Origin of the sequence: Streptomyces sp. NPDC094448, assembly GCF_044763775.1 — a bacterium.
Taxonomy (GTDB): Bacteria; Actinomycetota; Actinomycetes; order Streptomycetales; family Streptomycetaceae; genus Streptomyces.
The window spans coordinates 1-23956 of the sequence record NZ_JBIWGU010000015.1; the positions used below are offsets into that span (position 1 = coordinate 1).

General features: G+C 70.8%; 22 protein-coding genes and 1 riboswitch. Of the genes, 16 read left to right on the forward strand and 6 right to left on the reverse strand.

The window, feature by feature from the left end; genetic code table 11:
- Positions 1-198 precede the first annotated feature (198 nt).
- The 10 genes from ACIQ9E_RS25945 to ACIQ9E_RS25990 all read left to right on the forward strand — a co-directional run bounded on the left by ACIQ9E_RS25945 (position 199) and on the right by ACIQ9E_RS25990 (position 10459).
- Positions 199-807 carry a CDP-alcohol phosphatidyltransferase family protein gene (locus tag ACIQ9E_RS25945; protein WP_040916877.1) on the forward strand — a complete coding sequence of 203 codons (609 nt, stop codon included), beginning with the start codon at positions 199-201 and terminating at the stop codon, positions 805-807.
- Positions 808-919: 112 nt separating this feature from the next.
- Positions 920-3415, forward strand: a complete 2496-nt coding sequence (locus ACIQ9E_RS25950) for a sugar phosphate nucleotidyltransferase (protein WP_403710928.1) — start codon at positions 920-922, stop codon at positions 3413-3415.
- A gap of 214 nt (positions 3416-3629) precedes the next feature.
- Positions 3630-4568, forward strand: a complete 939-nt coding sequence (locus tag ACIQ9E_RS25955; RefSeq protein ID WP_403710930.1) for a DUF881 domain-containing protein — start codon at positions 3630-3632, stop codon at positions 4566-4568.
- Positions 4565-4897 (forward strand): small basic family protein, encoded by a 333-nt coding sequence (locus tag ACIQ9E_RS25960; protein WP_006350443.1) that lies wholly within the window; start codon positions 4565-4567, stop codon positions 4895-4897. The genes ACIQ9E_RS25955 and ACIQ9E_RS25960 overlap by 4 nt, the downstream gene beginning before the upstream one ends.
- A 5-nt stretch (positions 4898-4902) precedes the next feature.
- Positions 4903-5733, forward strand: a complete 831-nt coding sequence (locus ACIQ9E_RS25965) for a DUF881 domain-containing protein (RefSeq protein ID WP_403710931.1) — start codon at positions 4903-4905, stop codon at positions 5731-5733.
- A 145-nt stretch (positions 5734-5878) separates the two neighbouring features.
- Positions 5879-6778, forward strand: a complete 900-nt coding sequence (locus ACIQ9E_RS25970; protein WP_403711251.1) for an FHA domain-containing protein — start codon at positions 5879-5881, stop codon at positions 6776-6778.
- Between the two features lie 35 nt (positions 6779-6813).
- Positions 6814-7587, forward strand: coding sequence for a MerR family transcriptional regulator (locus ACIQ9E_RS25975; protein WP_403710933.1), 774 nt, complete (start codon positions 6814-6816; stop codon positions 7585-7587).
- Positions 7588-7640: 53 nt separating this feature from the next.
- Positions 7641-8114: a bifunctional nuclease family protein gene (locus tag ACIQ9E_RS25980; RefSeq protein ID WP_006350448.1), complete on the forward strand. Its 474-nt coding sequence runs from the start codon at positions 7641-7643 to the stop codon at positions 8112-8114.
- A gap of 219 nt (positions 8115-8333) precedes the next feature.
- Positions 8334-8900 carry a MerR family transcriptional regulator gene (locus ACIQ9E_RS25985; RefSeq protein WP_403710935.1) on the forward strand — a complete coding sequence of 189 codons (567 nt, stop codon included), beginning with the start codon at positions 8334-8336 and terminating at the stop codon, positions 8898-8900.
- Positions 8901-8950: 50 nt separating this feature from the next.
- Positions 8951-10459, forward strand: a complete 1509-nt coding sequence (locus ACIQ9E_RS25990; protein WP_403710937.1) for a DNA polymerase IV — start codon at positions 8951-8953, stop codon at positions 10457-10459.
- Here ACIQ9E_RS25990 and ACIQ9E_RS25995 read toward each other — a convergent pair.
- On the reverse strand, positions 10378-10752 hold the full coding sequence (locus tag ACIQ9E_RS25995; RefSeq protein ID WP_403710939.1) for a PRC-barrel domain-containing protein: 375 nt from the start codon (positions 10750-10752) through the stop codon (positions 10378-10380). The two genes, ACIQ9E_RS25990 and ACIQ9E_RS25995, sit on opposite strands and share 82 nt — an antisense overlap.
- A gap of 136 nt (positions 10753-10888) precedes the next feature.
- A riboswitch (glycine riboswitch) is annotated at positions 10889-10985 on the forward strand.
- Positions 10986-11168: 183 nt separating this feature from the next.
- On the opposite strand from ACIQ9E_RS25995, the gene gcvP reads away from it, so the two are divergent.
- Positions 11169-14054, forward strand: coding sequence for an aminomethyl-transferring glycine dehydrogenase (gene gcvP, locus ACIQ9E_RS26000; RefSeq protein WP_403710941.1), 2886 nt, complete (start codon positions 11169-11171; stop codon positions 14052-14054).
- A 79-nt stretch (positions 14055-14133) separates the two neighbouring features.
- On the opposite strand, the gene ACIQ9E_RS26005 is transcribed toward gcvP, so the two are convergent.
- Positions 14134-14331, reverse strand: a complete 198-nt coding sequence (locus tag ACIQ9E_RS26005) for a DUF5999 family protein (protein WP_403710943.1) — start codon at positions 14329-14331, stop codon at positions 14134-14136.
- 347 nt (positions 14332-14678) lie between these two features.
- Positions 14679-15341 carry a hypothetical protein gene (locus tag ACIQ9E_RS26010; protein WP_403710945.1) on the reverse strand — a complete coding sequence of 221 codons (663 nt, stop codon included), beginning with the start codon at positions 15339-15341 and terminating at the stop codon, positions 14679-14681.
- A 578-nt stretch (positions 15342-15919) separates the two neighbouring features.
- Between ACIQ9E_RS26010 and ACIQ9E_RS26015 the strand changes: the two genes are divergently transcribed.
- Positions 15920-17434, forward strand: coding sequence for a glutamate--cysteine ligase (locus tag ACIQ9E_RS26015; RefSeq protein WP_403710948.1), 1515 nt, complete (start codon positions 15920-15922; stop codon positions 17432-17434).
- A 142-nt stretch (positions 17435-17576) separates the two neighbouring features.
- Positions 17577-18407, forward strand: a complete 831-nt coding sequence (locus tag ACIQ9E_RS26020; protein WP_403710950.1) for a CPBP family intramembrane glutamic endopeptidase — start codon at positions 17577-17579, stop codon at positions 18405-18407.
- 87 nt (positions 18408-18494) lie between these two features.
- On the opposite strand, the gene ACIQ9E_RS26025 is transcribed toward ACIQ9E_RS26020, so the two are convergent.
- Positions 18495-19325, reverse strand: coding sequence for a PhzF family phenazine biosynthesis protein (locus ACIQ9E_RS26025; protein ID WP_403710952.1), 831 nt, complete (start codon positions 19323-19325; stop codon positions 18495-18497).
- Positions 19326-19544: 219 nt separating this feature from the next.
- Between ACIQ9E_RS26025 and ACIQ9E_RS26030 the strand changes: the two genes are divergently transcribed.
- Positions 19545-20147: a PadR family transcriptional regulator gene (locus tag ACIQ9E_RS26030; protein WP_403710954.1), complete on the forward strand. Its 603-nt coding sequence runs from the start codon at positions 19545-19547 to the stop codon at positions 20145-20147.
- Between the two features lie 162 nt (positions 20148-20309).
- Here ACIQ9E_RS26030 and ACIQ9E_RS26035 read toward each other — a convergent pair whose 3' ends face one another.
- Together ACIQ9E_RS26035 and ACIQ9E_RS26040 are read right to left on the reverse strand one after the other, a co-directional pair.
- The gene (locus ACIQ9E_RS26035) at positions 20310-20771 is read right to left on the reverse strand and encodes an SRPBCC family protein (RefSeq protein ID WP_403710956.1); all 462 of its coding nucleotides are present in this window, start codon (positions 20769-20771) and stop codon (positions 20310-20312) included.
- Positions 20772-20846: 75 nt separating this feature from the next.
- Positions 20847-21041: a hypothetical protein gene (locus tag ACIQ9E_RS26040; protein WP_403710958.1), complete on the reverse strand. Its 195-nt coding sequence runs from the start codon at positions 21039-21041 to the stop codon at positions 20847-20849.
- Between the two features lie 499 nt (positions 21042-21540).
- Here ACIQ9E_RS26040 and ACIQ9E_RS26045 point away from each other — a divergent pair, with 499 nt between their 5' ends.
- Positions 21541-22635 carry an EamA family transporter gene (locus ACIQ9E_RS26045; protein ID WP_403710960.1) on the forward strand — a complete coding sequence of 365 codons (1095 nt, stop codon included), beginning with the start codon at positions 21541-21543 and terminating at the stop codon, positions 22633-22635.
- Positions 22636-22834: 199 nt separating this feature from the next.
- Positions 22835-23827, forward strand: coding sequence for a DMT family transporter (locus tag ACIQ9E_RS26050; RefSeq protein WP_403711253.1), 993 nt, complete (start codon positions 22835-22837; stop codon positions 23825-23827).
- Positions 23828-23956: the final 129 nt, after the last annotated feature.

Sequence of the window (23956 nt, forward strand, 5' to 3'; positions counted from 1 at the left end):
GTACTGCAGGGGGGACCCTGTGGGAGAGTAGGACGCCGCCGAACAATTTTTGATGGGAAGGCCCCGCACACTGTGCGGGGCCTTTCTGCATTTCCAGGCACATATTCCCGATCGAACCCCTACCCCTGTGCGCGGGATGAGGCACCGCTGACGGTAAAGTCGGGGGGCATCGTCATCACGTTCCCCAGGAGGCTCCGGGTGGAGGTCCAGGAGACCCGCGTTCAGACGGACCGGGTGCTCACCATCCCCAACATCCTCAGCATGGCCCGGCTGGCCGGAGTGCCGCTGTTCCTGTGGCTGATCCTCCGCCCCGAGTTCGGTGGACCCAAGAGCGACGGCTGGGCACTGCTCGTACTGATGCTCAGCGGAGTCACCGACTATCTCGACGGAAAACTCGCCCGCCGCTGGAACCAGATCAGCAGCCTGGGCCGGCTCCTCGACCCCGCCGCAGACCGCTTGTACATCCTGTCCACTCTGGTCGGACTCACCTGGCGGGAGATCCTGCCGATCTGGCTCACCGCGGCCCTTTTGGCACGGGAAGCGATGCTCCTGGTGATGGTGTGGATCCTCCGGCGCCACGGCTATCCCCCGCCACAGGTGAACTTCCTCGGCAAGGCCGCCACGTTCAACCTGATGTACGCGTTCCCACTGCTCCTCCTGAGTGACGGGTCGGGGTGGCTTGCGTCACTTGCCGCCGTTTTCGGATGGGCCTTCGCCGGATGGGGTACAACTCTGTATTGGTGGGCAGGGATCCTGTATGTGGTCCAGGTCCGCCGTCTCGTCAAGGCGGATACAGCGGCCGATTGACCTCGTTGATGCGCGGCTGTGCAGTGTGGCCGGCCGCGTATGACGCCAAGAGGGCCTCTTAGGACGAGCGCAGTCGGCTGGGCCGTCGTCTCCCAAGGAGGACGCTTCCGACATGAAGGCCGTCGTGATGGCCGGTGGCGAAGGAACCCGGCTTCGCCCCATGACTTCCAGCATGCCCAAGCCGCTCCTACCGGTCGCTAACCGGCCGATTATGGAGCATGTGCTGCGGCTGCTCAAGCGGCACGGACTCACCGAAACCGTGGTGACCGTGCAGTTCCTCGCCTCCCTCGTCAAGAATTACTTCGGTGACGGCGAAGAACTCGGTATGGAGCTCACCTATGCCAACGAGGAGAAGCCACTCGGCACCGCGGGCAGTGTGAAGAATGCCGAGGAAGCGCTCAGGGACGATGCATTCCTCGTCATTTCCGGTGATGCCCTCACCGATTTCGATCTGACCGACCTGATCTCCTTCCACAAGGAGAAGGGTGCCATGGTCACCGTCTGCTTGACCCGGGTGCCGAACCCTCTGGAGTTCGGCATCACCATCGTCGACGAGGCCGGAAAAGTCGAACGTTTCCTGGAGAAACCGACCTGGGGCCAGGTTTTCTCGGACACCGTGAACACCGGTATCTATGTCATGGAACCGGAAGTCTTCGACTACGTCGAAGCCGATGTCCCGGTCGACTGGTCCGGTGATGTGTTCCCGCAGCTGATGAAGGACGGCAAGCCGATCTATGGCTATGTCGCCGAAGGCTACTGGGAGGACGTCGGCACCCACGAAAGCTATGTGAAGGCCCAGGCCGACGTCCTCGAAGGAAAAGTCGAGGTGGAGCTGGACGGCTTCGAGATCTCGCCCGGCGTATGGATCGCGGAAGGCGCCGAAGTCCACCCCGAGGCCGTCCTGCGCGGTCCCCTCTACATCGGCGACTACGCCAAGGTCGAAGCCGACGCGGAGATCCGGGAGCATACGGTCGTCGGCTCCAACGTCGTCGTCAAAAGCGGCGCCTTCCTGCACAAGGCCGTGATCCACGACAATGTGTACATCGGGGAGCACTGTAATCTCCGGGGCTGCGTCGTCGGCAAGAACACCGACATCATGCGGGCCGCCCGCATCGAGGACGGCGCCGTCATCGGCGACGAATGCCTCGTCGGTGAGGAGTCGATCGTCCAGGGCAACGTACGGGTCTACCCGTTCAAGACCATCGAAGCCGGTGCCTTCGTCAACACCTCGGTGATCTGGGAGTCCCGGGGTCAGGCACATCTCTTCGGTGCCCGCGGAGTCTCCGGAATCCTCAATGTGGAGATCACCCCCGAGCTGGCCGTCCGGCTGGCAGGCGCCTACGCGACCACGCTCAAAAAGGGTGCCACCGTCACCACCGCCCGTGACCACTCCCGCGGCGCCCGCGCCCTCAAACGCGCGGTGATCTCCGCACTCCAGGCCAGCGCGATCGACGTACGCGACCTGGAGAACGTCCCGCTGCCCGTCGCCCGGCAGCAGACGGCACGCGGCAGCGCCGGCGGCATCATGATCCGTACGTCGCCCGGTGTACCGGACTCCGTCGACATCATGTTCTTCGACGAACGGGGCGCCGACCTCTCCCAGGCCGGACAGCGCAAGCTGGACCGGGTCTACGCCCGGCAGGAGTACCGGCGGGCGTTCCCCGGCGAGATCGGGGACCTGCACTTCCCGGCGAGCGTCTTCGACTCGTACACCGGCTCCCTGCTCCGCAACGTCGACACCACCGGGGTCGCCGAATCCGGACTCAAGGTCGTCGTCGACGCGTCCAACGGCAGCGCGGGCCTCGTTCTGCCCAGCCTGCTCGGCCGACTCGGCGTGGACGCGCTGACCATCAACCCCGGTCTCGACGAAGCCCGCCCGACGGAGTCCGCGGAGACCCGCAGGGCGGGACTGGTCCGGCTGGGCGAGATCGTGGCCTCCGCCCGCGCCGCCTTCGGAGTCAGATTCGACCCCGTCGGCGAACGGCTCTCCCTCGTCGACGAACGCGGCCGGATCATCGAGGACGACCGGGCCCTGCTGGTCCTCCTCGACCTGGTCGCCGCCGAGCGGCGCAGCGGCAGAGTCGCCCTTCCGGTGACCACCACCCGGATCGCGGAACAGGTGGCGGCCTACCACGGCACCGAGGTGGAGTGGACCACGACCTCGCCCGACGATCTGACCCGGGTGGGCCGTGAGGAGACCACCGTATTCGGCGGCGACGGCCGCGGCGGGTTCATCGTCCCCGAGTTCAGCAGCGTCTTCGACGGTACCGCCGCCCTCGTACGGCTGGTGGGACTGGTCGCCCGGACCCAGTTGACGCTCAGCCAGATCGACGCCCGGATTCCCCGGGCACATGTGCTCAAACGCGATCTGGCGACCCCGTGGGCCGTCAAGGGCCTGGTGATGCGGCGCGTCGTCGAAGCCGCCGGGGAACGGCAGGTGGACACCACCGACGGCGTACGGGTCGTGGAGACCGACGGGCGCTGGGTGATGGTGCTGCCCGATCCGGCCGAGGCCGTCACCCGGCTGTGGGCCGAAGGGCCCGACGACGCCTCCGCCAAGGCCCTCCTCGACGAATGGGCCGCCGTGGTCGACAGCGCAGGTCACTGACGCACCACGGGGTGGGGGGGGGGGGCCCCCCCCGGGCCCCCCCCCCCCCCCCCCGGGGGGCGCCCCGGGGGGTTTTTCCCCCCGGGGCGCCCGGGGGGGCGGGGGCCCCCCCCCCCCCCCCGGGCCGGCCCCCCCCCCCCCCCCCCCCCCCCCCCCCCCCCCCGCCGGTGGGGCCATTCGGCGGTATCGCCGACGACGTGCGACGATGTGCGGCATGCCGCAGCAGCCCCCCGTTCGGAGCACCGGTCCGCGTCCCGGTCCGGCGCCCGCGCGCCCCGATGCGTCGATGTCGCTGCTGACCAATGTGATGGAACACAGCCTCGACGACGGGTACGCGGAGGCGGCTGCGCGCCGTGCCGAGGGAGGCGGGCTGCCCCGTACCCTCCGGGCGAAACTGTGGCTGGGAGCGGGCCTGGTGCTCACCGCCGGCATCGTCACCGTCGGGGCCGCGGAGGCCCGGATATCGGCACCCGTGGTCGCCAAGGAACGCGAGAAGCTGATCAGCCGCATCGACACCGAGACCGCCGATGTGGATGCGCTGGAACGCGATGTCGACAAGCTCCGCACCGAAGTGGGGGAGCGTCAGCGGAAAGCCCTGAGCGCCGACGAAGACGACCGGGGCCGGGCGGTCTCCCTGCTCGCCGGGGCCACGGACGTCGAGGGCCCCGGGGTGAAACTCGTCGTCGACGACGCCAAGGGCACCGCCGGGGGCGGTGACGGACCGCGCGAGAGCAGCGGCTTCAGCGACACCGGCCGGGTCCGGGACCGCGATATGCAGCGCGTCGTCAACGGGCTGTGGGAGTCCGGCGCGGAGTCCGTTGCCATCAACGGACAGCGGTTGACCGCCCTGTCGGCGATCCGGGCCGCCGGTGACGCCATACTGGTCGACAACAGACCGCTGGTGCCGCCGTACACGGTGCTCGCGGTGGGGGACGGCAAGAAGCTGAACACGACGTTCCAGGACAGCGCGGACGGACACTATCTTCACGCGCTGAAGGAGAACTTCGGGATCCGTTTCAGCATCTCCACTGAGGACAGGGTGCGGCTTCCGGCTGCTCCGAGCCTGATCGTACGTACAGCGCAACCGGGAACCCCCGAAGCCCCGAAGGGGAGCGGGCAGGGGCGGATCGACACAGGGAAGGGCACATCGTGATCGCCGTACTGGGCCTCGTCGTGGGAGTCGTGGCCGGCCTGCTGGTCCGGCCCGAGGTACCGGCGGTGGTCGAGCCCTATCTGCCGATCGCCGTCGTGGCGGCCCTCGACGCCGTGTTCGGGGGGCTGCGGGCCATGCTCGACGGGATCTTCGTCGACAAGGTCTTCGTCGTCTCGTTCCTGTCGAACGTGGTGGTCGCCGCGCTGATCGTGTTCCTCGGCGACAAGCTCGGCGTCGGCGCTCAGCTGTCGACGGGCGTGGTGGTCGTGCTGGGTATCCGGATCTTCTCGAACGCGGCCGCGATCCGCCGCCACGTCTTCCAGGCGTGAGGCCGGTGGACAGCGACCGGAACCCCGGCGGGTTCGGCGGACGGGACGGGCGGGAGAGTTCCGCGGCTGCCACCCCCGGGGCCGCACCCGGCAGCGGTACCGCGGGCCGCGGACGGCCGACCGGGCGGCAGCGGCTGAAGGCCGGACTCTGGCCGCCGCGGATCACCCGGGCCCAACTCACGGTGGCGCTGCTGCTCTTCGTCCTCGGTCTGGGGCTCGCCATCCAGGTCCGTTCCACCAGCGACAACAGTGCGCTGCGCGGCGCCCGCCAGGAGGACCTGGTGAGGATCCTGGACGAGCTGGACAGCCGTACCCAACGGCTGGAGGACGAGAAGCGCAGGCTGGAGCAGCAGCGGACCGAACTGGAGACCAGTTCGGACCAGGCGGAGGAGGCCCGCCGGCAGACCCGGCAGAAGGAGCAGCAGCTCGGCATCCTCGCCGGTACGGTTGCGGCACAGGGACCGGGTATCACGCTCACCGTCGACGACCGGTCGGGCACGGTGGAGCCGGACATGCTCCTCGACGCCGTGCAGGAGCTGCGGGCCGCGGGCGCCGAGGCGATCGAGGTCAACGGCCACCGCGTCGTCGCGGACACGTACTTCACCGGTTCCGGTGGGAACGTCGAAGTGGGCGGCAGGAAGATCGACGCGCCGTACCGGTTCGAGGTGATCGGAAAGCCGCAGGATCTGGAGCCGGCCCTGAACATTCCCGGGGGGATCGTGCGGACACTGGAGAAGGAGCAGGCCACGGCCACGGTGGTCCGCTCCGAGAAGATCGTCGTGGACGCCTTGCGACCCGAGAAGCAGCCTGACTACGCTCGGTCGTCAGCACGGTGAGTCACCGGGGAACGGTGCTCCGGATACCGGGGCACGAAGCCGTGGGAGGTCGGTACGACGACTTCGCGCGGTGTGATGGAAACTGTCCGGTGGGTACGGACGTTGTGAGGATGTCCGGGTCGGCAGGCGTCGCTGAGAGTGCGTCCTGCCCCGCGGGCGGGTCTATTTCGGTCAAGGGGAATCGCCCGTGAAGTTGTTTTCGAAGTTGTTCGGCAAGAGCGCACGCGAGGACGGCGGCAACGCCAGGCACCGTGCGCGTCGTCAGGGTCAGCAGGAGGAGGAGCAGGGCGGCCGGCGGCCGCTGTTCCGGGACGAGGTGGGTGGTCAGGGGGGCGGAGAGGTTCCCCCCGGCCCTGGCGCGTCGTCGGTTGACCCTGCCGGTGCCGGGCGCATAGGTTTCGGTGAATCATCGACCTCGGGTGTGGGTGGGGGGTATGCCCCCGACCCCTATGCGACCAACCCCCGTGGGGGGCAGCCGCGGCAGGAGGATCCTTCCATGGCGGGTGTGACGGTCTGTACGAGGTGCGGTAACCGCAACCCCGAGTCCAGCCGGTTCTGCTCCAACTGCGGTGCGCCGCTGAAGCCCGGTGTGGTGGCCGAGCGGTCCTCGGAGACGACGTCGACGATCTCCATCTCGGGTCTGGAGGCGTACGACTCCGAGACGACCGGTCAGACCCAGCTGCCGTCGCTGTCGCCGGAGGCCCAGGCCGCGGTGGACGCCCTGCCGCTGGGATCGGCGCTGCTGGTGGTGCGCCGCGGACCGAACTCGGGCAGCCGTTTCCTGCTCGACGGGGACCTGACGACCGCGGGCCGTCACCCGCAGAGCGATATCTTCCTCGACGACGTGACCGTCTCCCGCCGTCATGTGGAGTTCCGCAGAGGCCAGGACGGCAGCTTCAGCGTCGCCGACGTCGGCAGCCTCAACGGCACGTACGTCAACCGTGAGCCCATCGACTCCGTGTATCTGACGAGCGGTGACGAGGTTCAGATCGGCAAGTACCGGCTGGTCTTCTACGCGAGCCACGCGAGCCAGCGGGGCTACTGATCGCCGGCCGTCGCGGTTCATCCGTGGGAAGGCACATGCTGCGAACACCGACGGGCGGCGCCGGGAACGGCGCCGCCGGCGCGGGAGAGAGGCTGATGAGCATCGGCACGGTGCTCACCCGGCTTCAGGACGAGTTTCCCGAGGTCACCATCTCCAAGATCCGCTTTCTGGAGGCGGAGGGGCTCGTCGAGCCCCGGCGTACCCCATCGGGGTACCGAAAGTTCTCCCGGGCGGATGTGGAGAGGCTGGCCCAGGTGCTGCGGATGCAGCGGGACCACTATCTGCCGCTGAAGGTCATCCGGGAGCATCTCGACGCCGTGGCCCGGGGGGAGCAGCCGCTGCTGCCCGCCCCGGGGCCGCAGCCGGAGGCGGCCGACGGTTCCGGGGGCGGTCCGGGCCCTGCGGGCCCGGGAGCGCCGGCGGAGGCCGATCGGCCCACCGCGGCCCGGATCGGCCGGGTCGAGCTGCTGGCCGCCGCCGGGGTGGGCCCGGAGGAACTGGCGGCCTGGGAGTCCTACGGACTGCTCACGGCCGCGGCCGACGGTTCCTTCGACGCCGGGGCCGTCACGGTGGCCCGGCTCGTAGCCGATCTGGGCCGGTTCGGTCTCGAACCCCGCCATCTGCGGGCCATGCGGGCCGCTGCCGACCGGGAGGCGGGGCTCGTCGAGCAGGTGGTGGCACCCTTGCGGCGGCATCCCAATCCGCGGACCAGAGCCCGGGCCGAGGCCACGGCCAAGGAGCTGGCGACCCTGTCCGTACGGCTCCATGCCGCTCTGATGGAGACCTCCCTCGGCGTGCGCATCGACTGATCACGGCCCAGCCCGACTATCCAAAGGGACCGGTCACGGCCTAGGGTTGCTGTGTGAACGAGCTCGACGTTGTGGGTGTCCGGGTGGAGATGCCCTCCAATCAACCGATCGTGCTCCTGCGAGAAGTGGGAGGCGATCGGTACCTCCCCATTTGGATCGGCCCCGGGGAGGCGACCGCGATCGCCCTCGGCCAGCAGGGCATGGCACCGGCCAGACCGCTGACTCATGACCTCTTCAAGGACGTGCTGGACGCGCTGGGTCAGGAGCTGACCGAGGTGCGCATCACCGACCTGCGGGAAGGTGTCTTCTACGCGGAGCTGGTGTTCTCCGGCGGGGTCGAGGTCAGCGCCCGTCCCTCCGACGCCATAGCGCTTGCGCTCCGTGCCGGTGCACCGATCTACGGCAGTGACGACGTCCTCGACGATGCGGGGATCGCCATCCCCGACGAGCAGGAGGACGAGGTGGAGAAGTTCCGCGAGTTCCTCGACCAGATCTCCCCGGAGGACTTCGGGACCAACAGTCAGTGACCGCCGCGACGGGCCGATTTCGCCCATTCGGCTAGCCTTACCCCGGACAAGGGCACGGCAAACCACTCTCAGGGTGATTATCACTCGGCGTGCCGAGTGTGGCGATCGTTGACGCACCCCTGGTGACTGCCTACCGTCGAGTTGGCAGGTCGAGGACGGAGGGTCGGCGTGAGAAGCAGCGGCGACGGTGCGGTGGGGGGGGCTCCCGGACGGAGTCCGATGGAGAGTGGGCCGTATCCGCTCCACGGGGGTGGGAGCGCAAGGAGCGTGGCGGGACAGCCGGCGTCGGAGGAGACGGTCGGATACCGGGGGCCGACCGCGTGTGCGGCGGCCGGGATCACCTACCGTCAGCTCGACTACTGGGCGCGTACGGGACTGGTCGAGCCGAGTGTCCGTCCCGCGTACGGATCGGGCTCCCAGCGGCTCTACAGCTTCCGCGATATCGTGGTCCTCAAGATCGTCAAACGGTTCCTGGACACCGGGGTCGCACTCCAGAACATCCGGGCCGCTGTTCAGCATCTGCGCGGACGGGAACTCGCCGATCTGGAGCGCATGACGCTGATGTGCGACGGCGCGACGGTCTACGAGTGCTCATCGCCCGACGAGGTCGTGGATCTGCTCCAGGGAGGCCAGGGCGTCTTCGGGATCGCCGTCGGGGTGGTCTGGCGGGACGTCGAGGCGGACCTCTCCGAACTGCACGGCGAGCGCGTGGACACCGGGGAGACGCTGGTCGGCCACAATCCGGCCGATGAGCTGGCCCGGCGGCGGCGCGACCGGGCGGTGTGACCGGGCGGTCCGCCGCGTCGTTGTCGGTGGCGTAAGGCAGCATCGGAGCTGTGAGATCCGCGCCGACGATTCTGCATCTGGACATGGATGCGTTCTTCGCCGCCGCCGAACAGGCGGCGAAGCCGAGTCTGCGCGGAAAGCCGGTCGTGGTGGGCGGGCTCGGCCCGCGCGGAGTGGTCGCCACGGCGTCGTACGAAGCCCGGCGTTTCGGGGTCCACTCGGCCATGCCCATGGCCCAGGCCCGGCGGCTCGCGCCCAACGCCGCCTATCTGGTGCCCCGCTTCTCCTTCTACCGGTCGATCAGCGAACAGGTCATGCGGTTGCTCGGCGCGCTGTCGCCGCTGGTGGAGCCGTTGAGCCTGGACGAGGCCTTCGTCGATCTGGAAGCGGGCGGCGCGGCCCGTGATGCCGCGTCGGCCCGTGCGGTCGGGGAGCGGCTGCGGGCGGACATAGCAGCGGTCACGGGGCTGACCGGCTCCGTGGGGCTGGCCGCGTCGAAGATGATCGCCAAGGTCGCGTCGGAGCGGGCCAAACCCGATGGGCTGGTCCTCATCGAGCCCGGGACGGAGCGCGCGCTGCTGGGGCCGTTGTCGGTGCGGACCATCCCCGGCGTGGGCCCGGCCACCGGTGAACATCTGCGGCGCGCCGGGATCACGACCTGCGCCGAACTGGTGGAGGCCGGGGAGGACGAGCTGGTGCGGCTGCTGGGCCGGGCCCAGGGGGTTTCGCTGCACCGGATGGCCCTCGGCCACGACGATCGGCCCGTGGTGGCCGAGCGGGACATGAAATCGGTGTCCGTGGAGGACACCTTCGACACCGATCTCCACGACCGGCTGCGGATCCGGCTGGAGGTCGAGCGGCTCGCCGACCGGTGCGTCCGCCGGCTGAGATCGTCCGGACACTCGGGGCGGACGATCGTGCTGAAGGTGCGGCGGTACGACTTCTCGACGCTGACCCGCTCCGAGACGCTGCGCGGGCCCACGGACGACCCCGTGGTGGTGCGGGAGGCCGCGGCACGGCTGCTGGAGGGAGTGGACACCACCGGGGGAGTGAGACTGCTCGGAGTCGGGGTCTCGGGGCTCGCCGACTGGACTCAGGAGGATCTGTTCGCCCAGGCCGCGGGCCTGATCGCGGGCGTGGCACCCGGTCCGGGACAGGACGCCGCGACCGGTACGGACACCGGGCGCCCGGCGGAGCCCGCCGGACCCTCCGGGGCCGCCCCGGACGTCCTGAGCGGCCCCGGCGGCGCCGCCGTACGGCAGTGGTCCCCGGGCCAGGATGTACGGCATGCGGAGCACGGACCCGGATGGGTGCAGGGCAGCGGCGTCGGCCGGGTCACCGTCCGGTTCGAGGTGCCCCGGGGCGAGATCGGGCGGGTACGGACCTTCCGGGTGGACGATCCCGGGCTGACGCCCTCCGAGCCGCTGCCGCTCGTGGCGCCCCCCGATCCCGCCGATCCCATGATGCCGCCGGAGGATCAGTCCTCCTCGCCGGCGACCGAGCCGAAGGAGCGGTCCGGGACGGATGGATCGGGAGCTGCGGACAGCTCGATCCCGTAGTGGCGGTAGAGCTGAAGCTCCTGCTCGGGGGAGAGATGGCGGCCGACGCCGAAGCCCGGCGCGCCCCTGATCAGGGTGCGTTCGTAGGGGACGCGCAGGGTGTCGCCGACCATTGTGCTCGGCTCCAGGGGGACGAAGGCGTCCCGGCTGAACAGCCCGGTGCGGACGGCCGCCCATTCGGGTGACCCGGTGGCGTCGTCCAGATACACCTCGTCGACGGTTCCTATCTTCACGCCGTCGCGGTCGTAAGCCTTGCGGCCGATCAGGCTGCGCGGATCCATATCGGTCTGCACGGTCCCTCCTCCAGGTCGCAACTGCTGTGCCCAACACGTTCAAAATCCACGAAAGTGCACAACACGGACGTCGGCCACTTGAGCGATCACGAGCCACTCCGGCCGAAGAGTGCGCTGGTAGGCTGGCAGCGGCTGTTGACCCCGCGCGGGAGAGTCCACCGGCACAACGACGGTGGCGCCGAAGGAGCAAATCCTCCCCGGAATCTCTCAGGCACCTGTACCGCACGGGCGAGGTCACTCTGGAAAGTGGAGCGGGTGCCGTACGGCAGCCGCTCTCACCGACGGTGAAAGCCGGCGCGCCCCCGCCATGGGCGGACCGGTGAAGCTCTCAGGTTGAGATGACAGAGGGGGAGGCCGTCCCGGGCATCCGCCGGGGTGCCCCTCACCGGGTCGTAGCAGACCAGGAGGCCGCCTGTATGACCGCCAACCGCATCCCGCTCCGGAGCCTGGAGCAGGGAACGCCCTTCGAGCAGCGCCACATAGGTCCCGATGCCGAGGCCCAGGCCAAAATGCTGGCGCAGGTCGGCTACGGCTCGCTGGACGAGCTGACCGCCGCCGCGGTGCCCGACGCGATCAAGAGCGCCGGGGCGCTGGGGCTGCCGGACGCCCGCACCGAGCCCGAGGTCATCGCGGAGCTGCGCGCCCTCGCCGACCGCAACACGGTCCTGAGGTCGATGATCGGCCTCGGCTACTACGACACCTTCACCCCGCCGGTCGTGCTGCGCAATGTCATGGAGAACCCTTCCTGGTACACCGCGTACACGCCGTACCAGCCGGAGATCTCGCAGGGCCGGCTGGAGGCGCTGCTGAACTTCCAGACGATGGTCGCCGAGCTGACGGGCCTGCCCACCTCCGGCGCCTCCCTCCTGGACGAGGCCACCGCCGCCGCCGAGGCGATGGCGCTCTCCCGGCGCGTCGGCAAGGTCAAGGACGGCGTCTTCCTCGTCGACGCCGATGTCCTGCCGCAGACCATCGCCGTCATCGAGACCCGCGCCGAGCCGACCGGGGTCGAGGTCGTCACCGCAGATCTGAGCGACGGCATCCCGGCGGAGATCGCGGAACGCGGTGTCTTCGGCGTCCTGCTCCAGTACCCGGGCGCCTCCGGTGCCGTCCGCGATCCGCGGCCGGTCATCGAGCAGGCACAGGGCCTCGGGGCCGTCGTCACGGTCGCCACCGATCTGCTCGCCCTCACCCTGCTGGCCTCCCCCGGGGAGCTGGGCGCGGATATCGCCGTCGGCACCACCCAGCGCTTCGGCGTCCCGATGGGCTTCGGCGGTCCCCACGCGGGCTTTATGGCGGTCCGCGAGAAGTTCGCCCGCAGCCTCCCCGGCCGCCTTGTCGGCGTCTCCGTCGACGCGGACGGGAACAAGGCCTACCGCCTCGCCCTCCAGACCCGTGAGCAGCACATCCGCCGCGAGAAGGCCACCAGCAACATCTGTACGGCCCAGGTGCTGCTGGCGGTGATGGCCGGGATGTACGCGGTCTACCACGGCCCCGACGGGCTGCGGTCCATCGCCCGGCGCACCCACCGCTACGCCACCGTGCTCGCCGCGGGTCTGGCGGCGGGCGGTGTCGAGATCGTCCACGGTCAGTACTTCGACACGGTGACGGTACGCGTACCCGGGCGGGCCGCCGGTGTGGTCGCCGCCGCCCGCGAGGGCGGGGTCAACCTCCGTCTCGTGGACGACGCCCATCTCTCCGTCGCCTGTGACGAGACCACCGACCGGGCCGCGGTCACCGCGGTCTGGGCCGCCTTCGGCGTCGACGCCGATATCGACGCCCTCGACGCGGCCGGGGCCGACGCCCTCCCCGGCGCGCTGGAGCGGACCGGCGACTTCCTTGCCCACCCGGTCTTCCACCAGCACCGTTCCGAGACCGCCATGCTGCGCTATCTGCGCCGGCTCGCGGACCGCGACTACGCGCTGGACCGGGGCATGATCCCGCTCGGCTCCTGCACGATGAAGCTGAACGCGACCACCGAGATGGAGCCGGTCACCTGGCCCGAATTCGGCCGGATCCACCCCTTCGCCCCCATCGACCAGGCCGCCGGATATCTGACGCTGATCCGGGAGCTGGAGGAGCGGCTGGCCGAGGTCACCGGCTACGCCAAGGTCTCCATCCAGCCCAATGCCGGCTCCCAGGGCGAACTGGCCGGGCTCCTCGCCGTCCGTGCCTACCACCGGGCCAACGGCGACACCGCCCGTACCGTCTGCCTCATCCCGTCCTCGGCGCACGGCACCAACGCCGCGAGCGCGGTGATGGCGGGCATGAAGGTCGTCGTGGTGAAGACTGCCGACGACGGCGAGGTCGACCTCGACGATCTGCGCGCCAAGATCGAGCAGTACCGCGACGAACTCTCCGTACTGATGATCACCTACCCGTCCACGCACGGCGTGTTCGAGGAGCACGTCGCCGATATCTGCGCCCTGGTCCACGAGGCCGGCGGCCAGGTGTACGTCGACGGTGCCAATCTGAACGCGCTGGTGGGGCTGGCGAAGCCGGGAGAGTTCGGCGGCGACGTATCGCATCTGAACCTGCACAAGACCTTCTGCATCCCGCACGGCGGCGGTGGCCCCGGTGTCGGCCCGGTGGCCGTCCGGGCGCATCTGGCGCCCTATCTCCCCAACCACCCGCTCCAGCCCGAGGCCGGTCCGGCGACCGGTGTCGGCCCGATCTCCGCGGCCCCCTGGGGCTCGGCGGGCATCCTGCCCATCTCCTGGGCCTATGTCCGGCTGATGGGCGGCGAGGGGCTCAAGCGGGCCACCCAGGTGGCGGTGCTCGCCGCCAACTACATCGCCAAGCGGCTGGAACCGCACTACCCGGTGCTCTACACCGGCCCCGGCGGGCTCGTCGCCCACGAGTGCATCATCGACCTGCGTCCGCTCACCAAGGCGACCGGGGTCAGCGTCGACGATATCGCCAAGCGGCTGATCGACTACGGCTTCCACGCGCCGACGATGTCGTTCCCGGTGGCGGGCACCCTGATGATCGAACCGACCGAGAGCGAGAACCTGGCCGAGGTCGACCGCTTCTGCGAAGCCATGATCGCGATCCGTGGCGAGATCGAGAAGGTCGCCTCGGGCGGCTGGCCCGCGGACGACAACCCGCTCGGCAACGCGCCGCACACCGCGGCCGCGCTGGGCGGCGAGTGGGAGCACCCGTACAGCCGTGACGAGGCCGTCTTCCCGGCCGGGGTGAGCGCGGCGGACAAGTACTGGCCGCCGGTGCGCCGGATCGACGGTGCCTTCGGCGACCGCAATCTCGTCTGCTCCTGCCCACCGCTGGACGCCTACGAAGGCTGACGGAGGGCCGAGGTCCCGGGGCCGGTACGGAGCGTGCGTCCGCACACCGTCCGGCCCCCGGTCGTTTCCGCCGGTGCGCTCAGGCGGCCCGCGCCGCCACCAGCGGGCGGTGCGGTGCGATGATCTGTCCGTCCGGCAGCAGCTCGCCCGTGTCCTCGAACAGGAGAACGCCGTTGCAGAGCAGGCTCCAGCCCTGCTCCGGGTGGTGGGCCACCAGACGGGCGGCATCCCGGTCGGCTGAATCTGATGTCGGGCACGAAGGCTGGTGCTGGCACATGGGCAGGTTCTTTCGCTGTGGTGTGATCAGTTTCCTGCGGCTCGATGAGGTGTTCATGGCCGCCCCCCGTATCTCTCGGTCCGATCCCAGTGTTGCCCCACGAGCGCCGATCCGCAGGGATTTCCCGACAGCTCGTCTGTGCGGTGAAAGACGTATCACCCAGCCGGATGGTTCAGCCCAACAGGACTGTCCTTTCGGGTGGTTCACCCCTGGCCCGAGCCGACTAGGCCGGCATGGCCCGGCGGAACGGCAGTGCGCCCCGTAACCCCCTGGTTACAGGGGTCGCGGGGCGCACCGTCGCCGCGGCACGGGGGCGGGCCGGCCGGGCGGGAGGAGTGGCAGAGGGGTCAGGCCGGCGAACCGAGGAGCGGTTCCGGGGACAGCCGCAGGGTCATCACCGGGAGAAGTTCACCGATCCGGTACGGGCGGTGGGCGGTGATACCGGGCGGGGCGGGCGCCAGGGGCACCAGAAGATCGGCGGGGGTCAGGGCGGTGGTGGAGGCGTCCGCCTCCGGATCGGCATGGAGCCACAGGGTCAGCATGTAGAGCGCGGGCACGGAGAGCAGCCGTGGCTGGAAGAGGGCGACGGACGACGACTCCGCCCGGCGCAGGGCGAGTTCGGTGGAGCCGAGGTACGGGCCCTCGAAGAAGTGGGAGAACGTCCAGCCGTCCGGCGTGAGTACGGTCTCCGCCGCCGCGACCGGGCCGTCGTCGCCGCGCAGCAGGAAGCGCCAGCCCGTGAGACGGGTGCGGAGGCCGGAGCCGTCCGGCCCCGCGTGGTCCAGGACCTCGGTCCCTTCGAGGTCGCCGAGACTGCCGCGGCTGTCGAGACTGCCGAGGCCGCCCAGGTCGTCGAGAACGTGCACGGGAAGAGGTGACTCGGGGCTCACGGGCCCCTGGACGGACCTGAGTGCCGGGGGACGGTACTCAAGGGCGGCGGGTGGGGAACTGAGTGCCGCGAGAATGCTGCGGAGGGCAGGCGCGGGGGCCGGGAGGACATGCAGCGGCATGGTGGGTCGCCTCTCGCTCGGGAGACACGGTGAACCGGGGCGGCGCGCCGACCGTGCTGTCGGTGCTGTCAGTGGTGCCGGTGCCGTCGGCTCCGACGGCGCTGTCGGTTCGCGGCGTACGGCGGCCTCGGGGGACCGGAAGGACCGCCTGGCCAACTCGCTGCCCGTTTGCAGAGTTTATAACACTCACGTTCGTACGGTGATTCCGCTAGCGCTTCGCACGGATCCCGGCAAGGCGGGTTCAGGTCTTATTCCGCGGGAGGTTGCACCGGATTTCGGGAGGGCACCGGCCGATAGCCGGTTGTTTTGCCCTCCGGCCGGTAGGCCGAAACCTGTCGGCATTTTTCACCGGACTCCCGGCGGTTTTTAGGTGCCTGCTGCATCCTGTTGCCGTCCGGCCCTCCTTGGGGCCGACTGCGTGAAGCCTTTGGTGACGGATGCCACACTAGCGGCCCCCGGCCGCCCCCGCTGCGTTATGGATCAACCAGTCTGGGCATTATCGTCCCGGAGTTCGCCGAGCCGCCGCCCCCGGACGGCGGCCGGGGCTCTGTGGCATCCACCCGAGGAAGGACACTTCGATGGGGGACAAGGTCGCGACAGAAAGTTTCGCGCTGTCCGATCGCCAGCGGTATCGGCGGAAGCTCCAGCAGTGCCTGGCGGGGCTGGAGCGGCTGCTGGCCGAGGAACGGTTCGACCGGCCCAGGAATCTGATGGGACTGGAGATCGAACTGAATCTGGTGGGTGGCGACGGCCAGCCGCGCATGATGAATGCGGAAGTTCTGGAGCGTATCGCCAGCCATGATTTCCAGACCGAACTGGGAATGTTCAACCTGGAGGTGAACATCGTTCCGCACCGGCTCGGCGGACGCGTTCTCGACCAGCTGGCCGAAGAGCTGCGGGCCGGACTGGGATATGCCCACCGCAAAGCGAACGAAGTCGGCGCCGGAATCGTGATGATCGGCATTCTTCCGACCTTGGAGCAGTCCGATCTGGTCAGCGGCAACCTGTCGGACGACCCCCGCTACACGCTTCTCAACGAGCAGATCATCGCCGCGCGGGGTGAGGAGTTCGTCCTCGACATCGAGGGCGTGGAGAAGCTGAACTGCTCGTCGGCGTCGATCGCCCCCGAAGCCGCCTGCACCTCCGTACAACTGCACCTCCAGGTCACCCCCGGCCGGTTCGCCGCGGTCTGGAACGCCGCTCAGGCGGTGGCGTCGGTGCAGGTCGCGGTGGGTGCGAACGCTCCGTTCCTGTTCGGCAAGGAGCTGTGGCGGGAATCCCGGCCGCCGCTCTTCCAGCAGGCCACCGACACCCGCCCGCCCGAACTCCAGGCACAGGGTGTCAGGCCGCGCACCTGGTTCGGCGAACGCTGGGTGACCTCCGCGTACGACCTCTTCGAGGAGAACCTGCGGTTCTTCCCGGCCCTGCTGCCGATCTGCGACGAGGAGGAGGATCCGCTGCGGGTCATCGACGAGGGCGGGGTGCCGTCGCTGCACGAACTCGTCCTGCACAACGGCACGGTCTACCGCTGGAACCGGCCGGTGTACGGGGTCGCCGGCGGCGTCCCCCATCTGCGGGTGGAGAACCGGGTCCTGCCGGCGGGCCCGACCGTCACCGATGTGGTGGCCAACGCCGCCTTCTACTACGGGCTGGTACGTGCTCTCGCCGAGGAGGCGCGACCGGTCTGGACGAGACTGCCGTTCGAGGCCGCCGCGGAGAACTTCGACACCGCGTGCCGCGACGGTATCGAGGCCCGGCTGCGCTGGCCGCGCCCCGGGCGGAACGGCGGGATCGCGACCGTACCGGTGGTCGATCTGGTCCGGGAGGAACTGCTGCCGCTGGCCGCGGCCGGTCTCGACGCCTGGAATGTGGCGCCCGCCGACCGGGACCACTACCTCGGGGTCATCGAGGAGCGCTGCAAACGGCGGGTCAACGGCGCGTCCTGGCAGGCGGGGACGTATCACCGGGCCCGGGAGGCCGGTCTGGAGCGGGAGGCGGCCCTCGCCGCCACCACCCGGCGCTACTGCGAGCTGATGCACCGCGGCGACCCGGTCCACACCTGGCCCGTCGGCTTTCCCGGCCCTGGCGGCTGAGCCGGGGCCGGGCCTCCCCGGGCCCGGCTCCGTACCGCCGGGGGAGAGCGGGCCGGCCGTGCCGGTGCCGCGGCCGGTACGGCCGCCGTCTGTGATGGGATGAGCCGGAACAACAGGCGGTGGCGCCCGACGGGAGGCAACGGTGCGGACGGAAGCGGGACGGGTGGCCGAATCCCTGCCCTCCGGTGGTGCGGGGGAGGGACCCCGGGAGGGCGCGCCGGCGCGCCGGACGCTGCGGTCCGAACTCCTTCTGGTGCTGGCGCTCTCGCTGGGAGCGAGCGCGCTGTCGTCGCTGATCAGCTTTGTCGGTTCGCTGACCAGGCCGGGTGGTCTGAAGGAGCAGGCGGCGACGTTGAACGGCTCGTACGCCCCCGGGCGGCCGTGGCTGGACCTCGCCTGGCAGCTCTTCGGTATCGCGACCGCTCTGGTGCCCGTGCTGCTGGTGGCCCATCTGCTGACCCGGGAGGGGGCGGGGGGACTGCGGTCGATGGGTTTCGACCGCACCCGGACCTGGTCCGATCTGGGGCGCGGCACGCTGATCGCCGCCGGGATCGGCAGCGCCGGGCTGGCGTTCTATCTGGGGGCCAGGGCGGCCGGTTTCAATCTGACCGTGGTGCCGGAGTCCCTGCCCGAGGTGTGGTGGAAGTTTCCCGTACTGATCCTCTCGGCGGTCCAGAACTCCGTGGTGGAGGAGGTGATCGTCGTCGGGTACCTGCTGCGCAGGCTGGGGCAGTTGGGCTGGACGCCGATGGCCGCGCTGGTGGCGAGTTCGCTGCTCCGGGGCTCGTACCACCTCTACCAGGGGATCGGCGGTTTCATCGGCAATGTGGTGATGGGCGTGGTGTTCGTCCTGCTGTACCGGCGCTGGGGGCGGATCGGCCCGCTGGTGGTGGCCCATGCGCTGCTCGACATCGTGGCGTTCGTCGGATACGCGCTGCTGGCCGGGAAAGTGGGCTGGCTGCCGACGGCGTGAGGACGGTGTGCCCGGTGGTGCCGGAGGGGGTACGGGACGGGGCCGTACGCCCCTGGCGCGGTTGCCCGGCCCGGGGCGCGGGGGCCGTCAGGGCGCGGTGAGCAGTTCCCCGTCGATCACGGTGACCGCACTGCCCGTCAGGAGCGTCCGCTCGCCGCGCAGCGCGGTCCGGACCAGCCCGGAGCGGGCGGCGGTGCCTTGCCGGCCGGTGAGTTCGGTGCGGCCGAGGCGGGCCGACCAGTACGGGGCGAGTGCGGTGTGGGCGCTGCCCGTCACCGGGTCCTCGTCGATACCCGAGTTGGGGAAGAAGCAGCGGGAGACGAAGTCGTATCCGCTGTCCGGGCCGTCGGCCGCCGCGGTGACGACGATGCCGCGCCGGGAGAGCCGGGCCACGGCCGGCAGATCGGGGGAGAGCGCGAGTACGGTCCGCTCGTCGGCGACCTCGACGATCAGATCCCCGACGGTCGGCCCGGTGTCGTGGACCGAGAGCACCGGGGCTCCGATCGCCCGGTCGATGCCGTCGGGCAGAGCGGCGGGGGCCAGGGGAGCGGTGGGGAAGTCGAGCGTGATGGTGCCGTCGTCGTGTGCCGTGGCGGTGAGGATCCCGCAGCGGGCGGCGAAGCGGATGGTGCCCGTGGCGGTACCCGTGGTGTGCAGGACATGGGCGGTCGCCAGGGTGGCGTGCCCGCACATGTCGACCTCGGTGGTCGGGGTGAACCAGCGCAGGGCCCAGTCGGCGTCGGATGTGCCCTCGGGCAGCGGGTGGGCGTAGGCCGTCTCGGAGAGGTTCACCTCGGCGGCGACCTGCTGCAGCCAGCCGTCGTCGGGGAACGCCGGGGCGTCGGGCAGGAGGACGACGGCCGCGGGGTTGCCCCCGAAGGGCCGGGGGGTGAAGGCGTCGACGAATCGGATTCTCATGGGGCGACCGTACGGGCGGTCCGTCCGTGCTCGCCAAGGCCAATCGTCGGTCGGCGGCCTCTGTTTTCCCGGCGGGTCCGGAGGGATCCCGGCGAACCCCGATTCTGTGGCGATGTGCAGTGGACCGAGCGAAGGATCATGTCGGTGAGCTTGTTCGGCGACAGGTTCCGATATATCGTTGAAGCATCGCGATGGATCAACGATGGAAGGAGTGTCGTGATGGGTTCCTATCGGGACGACAACGAACACGGCCGTCAGTGCGGCCCCGGACATCGGGGCTGGGGCGGCGGCGAGGGGCGCCGGGGAGCCTTCGGGCAGTTCGGTCCGCCCTTCGGCGGCCCGTTCGGCGGCCGGGGCCACGGAGGCGGCGGTGGCCGGGGAAGGGCCCGGCGCGGTGATGTGCGGGCTTCGATCCTGGCGTTGCTGCGGGACCGGCCGATGCACGGTTACGAGATGATCCAGGAGATCGGGGAGCGGAGCGGCGGCGCCTGGAAGCCCAGCCCCGGCTCGGTCTATCCGACCCTCCAGCTGCTGGAGGACGAGGGTCTGATCGTCAGCGCGAGCGAGGGCGGCAAGAAGCTGTTCACGCTCACCGACGCCGGACGCACCGAGGCCGAGGCCGGGCCGGAGGCTCCGTGGCAGGAGGTCGGCCGCGGGGTCGACTGGGACACGGTCAACGAGATCCGGCAGGCGGGCTGGGGGCTGATGGAGGCCTTCGGCCAGGTCTGGAAGACCGGCAGCGCCGAGCAGCGCCAGAAGGCGGTCGAGGTCATCAACGAGAGCCGGAAGAAGCTCTACCTCATCCTCGCCGACGAGAGCTGACACCGCCCCCGGCGCCCGGAGGCGCCGGGGGCCGGGGAGAAGGGCGGACGGGTCCTGCGCGCGTTGCGCGGGACCCGTCCGCGTGTCCGGCAGCCGCGGGGCCACCCGGTGCCGGGGCGGCCGGACACGCGGACGGGCGGGGCCCGGGTGCCGGGCCGGGAATCACGGGGTGTGCGCCGCCCCGGGCCGGCCTTCTCCGGCGACCAGCCCGGCCAGTTTCTCCAGCGACTCGTTGAGCGCGGCCGTCGCCGAATCCTGGAGCCTGCCCGCCATCAGCGAGACCGCCGCCCCGGTGAACTCCCCCACGATCCTGACGACGGTCGCCGCGCCGTCCGGAGTCAGCGAGTAGCGGTTGCCGATGTCCACTCCCATCGGACCCCGGCCGCGGACGTCCAGCACCAGACCGGGCTCGAACTCCGCCACCGTCCACACCACCTCGGCGGGGAAGCCCATGAGCTTCATGTTCTCCCGGTAGGTGGTCCCCGGTTCCAGTGCGGCGGGCGGACCCTCGGGGAAACCGGTGTGCAGGACGTTCCACCGTCCGTACCCGGCGAAATCCGTCATGCGGGCCCAGACCTGTTCGGCCGGTGCCCCGATCCGGGCCTCGGCGCTGACTTCGGCCATGCGGCCACCCCTCCCTGTCGGTCACGGTGCGCGGAAGGTAGCCGGATCGTCCCGAACATTCAATGCGCAGCGGGGTCAGCGCTGTTCGATCAGTGCGTGGCGCCGGATCTCGGCGGCGTCGAAGCGGTCGGATGCCCGGGGGTGGGGGCCCTCGTCGTGGCAGTGGAAGGCCGCCCAGAACACGTCCGCGCGCAGCGCCTCGGCGGGTGCGTACACCCGGTACACGTACTCCCGTCCATCCGCGGCGGGCAGGGCGACCAACCAGAACATGCCCGGGGTGACGTGATTTCGCCGGGCGCGGTTGCTTGCCTGAGGCACTCTCACGAGGCATACGGGGCGCAAGGGGCGCGCGCGGGCAAGGCGGCGCGCGGGCCCCAGGGAAGGTGTCGCGATCTCATCCGCAAGGAGGGGTAGCAGGCCAGGTGTGCCCAACTGCGGGGCCTGGTCGCACTCGGCGGCCGGTGCGGTGCGCGGTGCGCTGGAGCGGGGAGGGCCGCCGGAGTCGATCTGCTCGCCGCCCTGGCGGCCGACCCGCGGTGCCGGGCCGCGGAAGGGCTGAGGCGGGCCGGGGCGGATCCCGAATCCCTCCGGGAGCGGACCGGCGGCGAGGTCGCCGACGCGTCCTGAGCGGGTCGCGTCCGTGGCGGGGCGCGCTGGTCGGGGTTCCGCCGGGGCGGTGGTGCCGGGCCCTTGCGGCCCTCGGATTCCGTACCGTCTCGACATGCGTCACCCGGTCGACGCTCATGACGGCTGCTGGCATGATGTGCCGATGCAGGCGACTTCCGGGAGAAAAAGCGGCCTGGGCATCGCCCTGGCCTCCGCCCTTGCGTTCGGCGGTTCGGGTGTGGCGGCCAAGCCGCTGATCGAAGCGGGGCTGGACCCGCTGCACGTGGTGTGGCTACGGGTGACCGGCGCGGCGCTGGTGATGCTGCCGCTCGCCTGGCGGCACCGTGATCTGGTGCGGCGCAAACCGGTGCTGCTGCTCGGCTTCGGACTGCTCGCCGTCGCCGGTGTGCAGGCCTTCTACTTCGCCTCCATCTCCCGGATCCCGGTCGGGGTGGCGCTGCTCGTCGAGTATCTCGGCCCCGCGCTGGTCCTCGGGTGGATCCGGTTCGTCCAGCGGCGGCCCGTCACCCGCGCCGCTGCCGTCGGCGTGGTGCTCGCGGTGACCGGTCTCGCCTGTGTGGTCGAGGTGTGGGCGGGGCTGAGCTTCGACGTCCTCGGTCTGCTGCTGGCCCTCGGCGCGGCCTGCTGCCAGGCCTGTTACTTCATTCTCGCGGACCACGGGAGCGGCGACGAGGAGACCCGGGCGGATCCGCTCGGGGTGATCGCCTACGGGCTGCTGGTCGGCGCGGCCGTACTGACGATCGTCGCCCGGCCCTGGACCATGGACGCCGGACTGCTCGGCGACACGGTCACGATGGGCGGCGGCGAGGTGCAGGCGTGGCTGCTGCTCGGCTGGGTCGTACTGATCGCGACCGTCTTCGCCTATGTGACCGGTGTCGTCTCGGTACGGAAACTGTCGCCGCAGGTCGCGGGGGTGGTGGCCTGTCTGGAAGCGGTCGTGGCCACCGTGCTGGCCTGGGTGCTGCTGCGGGAACATCTGTCGCTGCCGCAGATCGTGGGCGGGGCGCTGGTCCTGACGGGCGCGTTCATCGCGCAGTCCCAGGCGCCGAAGGCCCCGTCCGAGCCGGTCGCCTCCGGCGGCGACGCCCGCGCCGGGGATCCGGCCGGTTTCCGGGACGGCGTACACACCGGGGATCCGGCCGGTTTCCGGGACGGCGTACACACCGGGGATCCGGCCCCGGCCGGGCTGCGGCCCGCTGTCGAAGGGGAGTTGTCGGCCGGCCGTTCCGCGACATAGGGTCCCGATCATGCATTCGACCGTGCTTCCGCCTCCCGCCCGCTAGCGCGGGCGGCGCCCTTCTCCGACGAGGACCGGGCCCGGGGTGTCCCCGGGCGGTCCGTCGCTGCCCGCGTCCCGCGCAGAGCGACGACCCCTTCCCGTACTTCCTCCACGGAGACCGCACGTGTCGAACCCCTCGTCCACCCCTTCCCTCGGCGTGCCCGGCCCGGCGCCGTCGTCCCTTCCCGGCGGCGCGGCCGCCCCGCCCGTCGGGCGGAGCCTGCTCTGTCTGATCGTCGCGGGCCTCGCCTGGGGGACCGCGGGTGCGGCCGCCTCCCTGGTGTTCGCCGCGGGCGGGCCGGGACCGCTGTCCCTCTCCTTCTGGCGCTGCGCCGGCGGACTGCTCCTGCTTCTCGCGGTGCTGGCGGTGCGGCGCCGTCCGGGAGCGGCGGGCGCCGTCCGTACCGTCCGGCCGGAGCCCCGGCGGCGCAGGCTGCTGCGGGTCCTGGGCGCCGGCGCCGGACTCACCGTCTTCCAGAGCGCGTACTTCGCCGCTGTCGACGCCACCGGGCTGGCGGTCGCCACCGTCGTCACCCTCGGGGCCGGGCCCGTCCTGATCGCGGCCGGTGCCCGGCTGCTGCTGGGGGAGCGGCTCGGTGGGGGCGGGACGGTCGCCGTCGCCGGGGCGCTCGCCGGTCTGACGGTCCTGGTCCTGGGCGGCGAGGACGGCACCGTACGCACCCCCGGGGTGCTCCTCGCGCTGCTCGCCGCGACGGGCTACGCGGCAATCACCCTGATCGCCCGGGGACTCGGCCGCGGCGGGGCGGCCGACGCGGTGACCACCACGGCCTGGTCGTTCGGTATCGGCGCGGTCTGCCTGCTGCCGCTCGCGCTGGCCGAGGGCCTCTTCCCGGCGAGCGGGGATCCGCTGCGCGTGCTGATGCTGCTGGCGTACGTGGCGGCGGTGCCGACGGCGCTGGCGTACGTCCTCTACTTCGTCGGCGCGGCCGCCGTCCGGGCCGCGACCGTCTCGGTGGTGATGCTGCTGGAGCCGGTCAGCGCGGCGGTCGTGGCCACCGTCTTCCTCGGCGAACGGCTCACCGGCGCAACCGTGCTGGGCACCCTGCTCCTGCTCGCGGCGGTCGTGGGACTCGCCCGTGCGGAGTCCCGCCCGGACCGCGTCTCCGAGCTGCCCGAACAGCACACCTAGAAATTCTCTTTCGGACCGGTCCGGCAAGATCCGAAAGAGACGGCCTGGACACCGATACGGTGCCGGGCTCCGCCCGGCCGGGCGGAGCCCGGCACCGGGCCGGGGGAGCTGCGGCCGGAGTCGGTGCCA

Bases quoted from the DNA above. Each gene is read 5' to 3' on its own strand.
- ACIQ9E_RS26035 (WP_403710956.1), bottom strand. From the start codon at position 20,771: ATGGCCGAAGTCAGCGCCGAGGCCCGGATCGGGGCACCGGCCGAACAG.
- ACIQ9E_RS26040 (WP_403710958.1), bottom strand. From the start codon at position 21,041: ATGTTCTGGTTGGTCGCCCTGCCCGCCGCGGATGGACGGGAGTACGTG.
- ACIQ9E_RS26030 (WP_403710954.1), top strand. From the start codon at position 19,545: ATGGGTTCCTATCGGGACGACAACGAACACGGCCGTCAGTGCGGCCCC.
- gcvP (WP_403710941.1), top strand. From the start codon at position 11,169: ATGACCGCCAACCGCATCCCGCTCCGGAGCCTGGAGCAGGGAACGCCC.
- ACIQ9E_RS25950 (WP_403710928.1), top strand. From the start codon at position 920: ATGAAGGCCGTCGTGATGGCCGGTGGCGAAGGAACCCGGCTTCGCCCC.
- ACIQ9E_RS26025 (WP_403710952.1), bottom strand. From the start codon at position 19,325: ATGAGAATCCGATTCGTCGACGCCTTCACCCCCCGGCCCTTCGGGGGC.
- ACIQ9E_RS25975 (WP_403710933.1), top strand. From the start codon at position 6,814: ATGCTGCGAACACCGACGGGCGGCGCCGGGAACGGCGCCGCCGGCGCG.
- ACIQ9E_RS25955 (WP_403710930.1), top strand. From the start codon at position 3,630: ATGCCGCAGCAGCCCCCCGTTCGGAGCACCGGTCCGCGTCCCGGTCCG.
- ACIQ9E_RS26005 (WP_403710943.1), bottom strand. From the start codon at position 14,331: ATGTGCCAGCACCAGCCTTCGTGCCCGACATCAGATTCAGCCGACCGG.
- ACIQ9E_RS26045 (WP_403710960.1), top strand. From the start codon at position 21,541: ATGCAGGCGACTTCCGGGAGAAAAAGCGGCCTGGGCATCGCCCTGGCC.
- ACIQ9E_RS26015 (WP_403710948.1), top strand. From the start codon at position 15,920: ATGGGGGACAAGGTCGCGACAGAAAGTTTCGCGCTGTCCGATCGCCAG.
- ACIQ9E_RS25985 (WP_403710935.1), top strand. From the start codon at position 8,334: ATGGAGAGTGGGCCGTATCCGCTCCACGGGGGTGGGAGCGCAAGGAGC.
- ACIQ9E_RS26010 (WP_403710945.1), bottom strand. From the start codon at position 15,341: ATGCCGCTGCATGTCCTCCCGGCCCCCGCGCCTGCCCTCCGCAGCATT.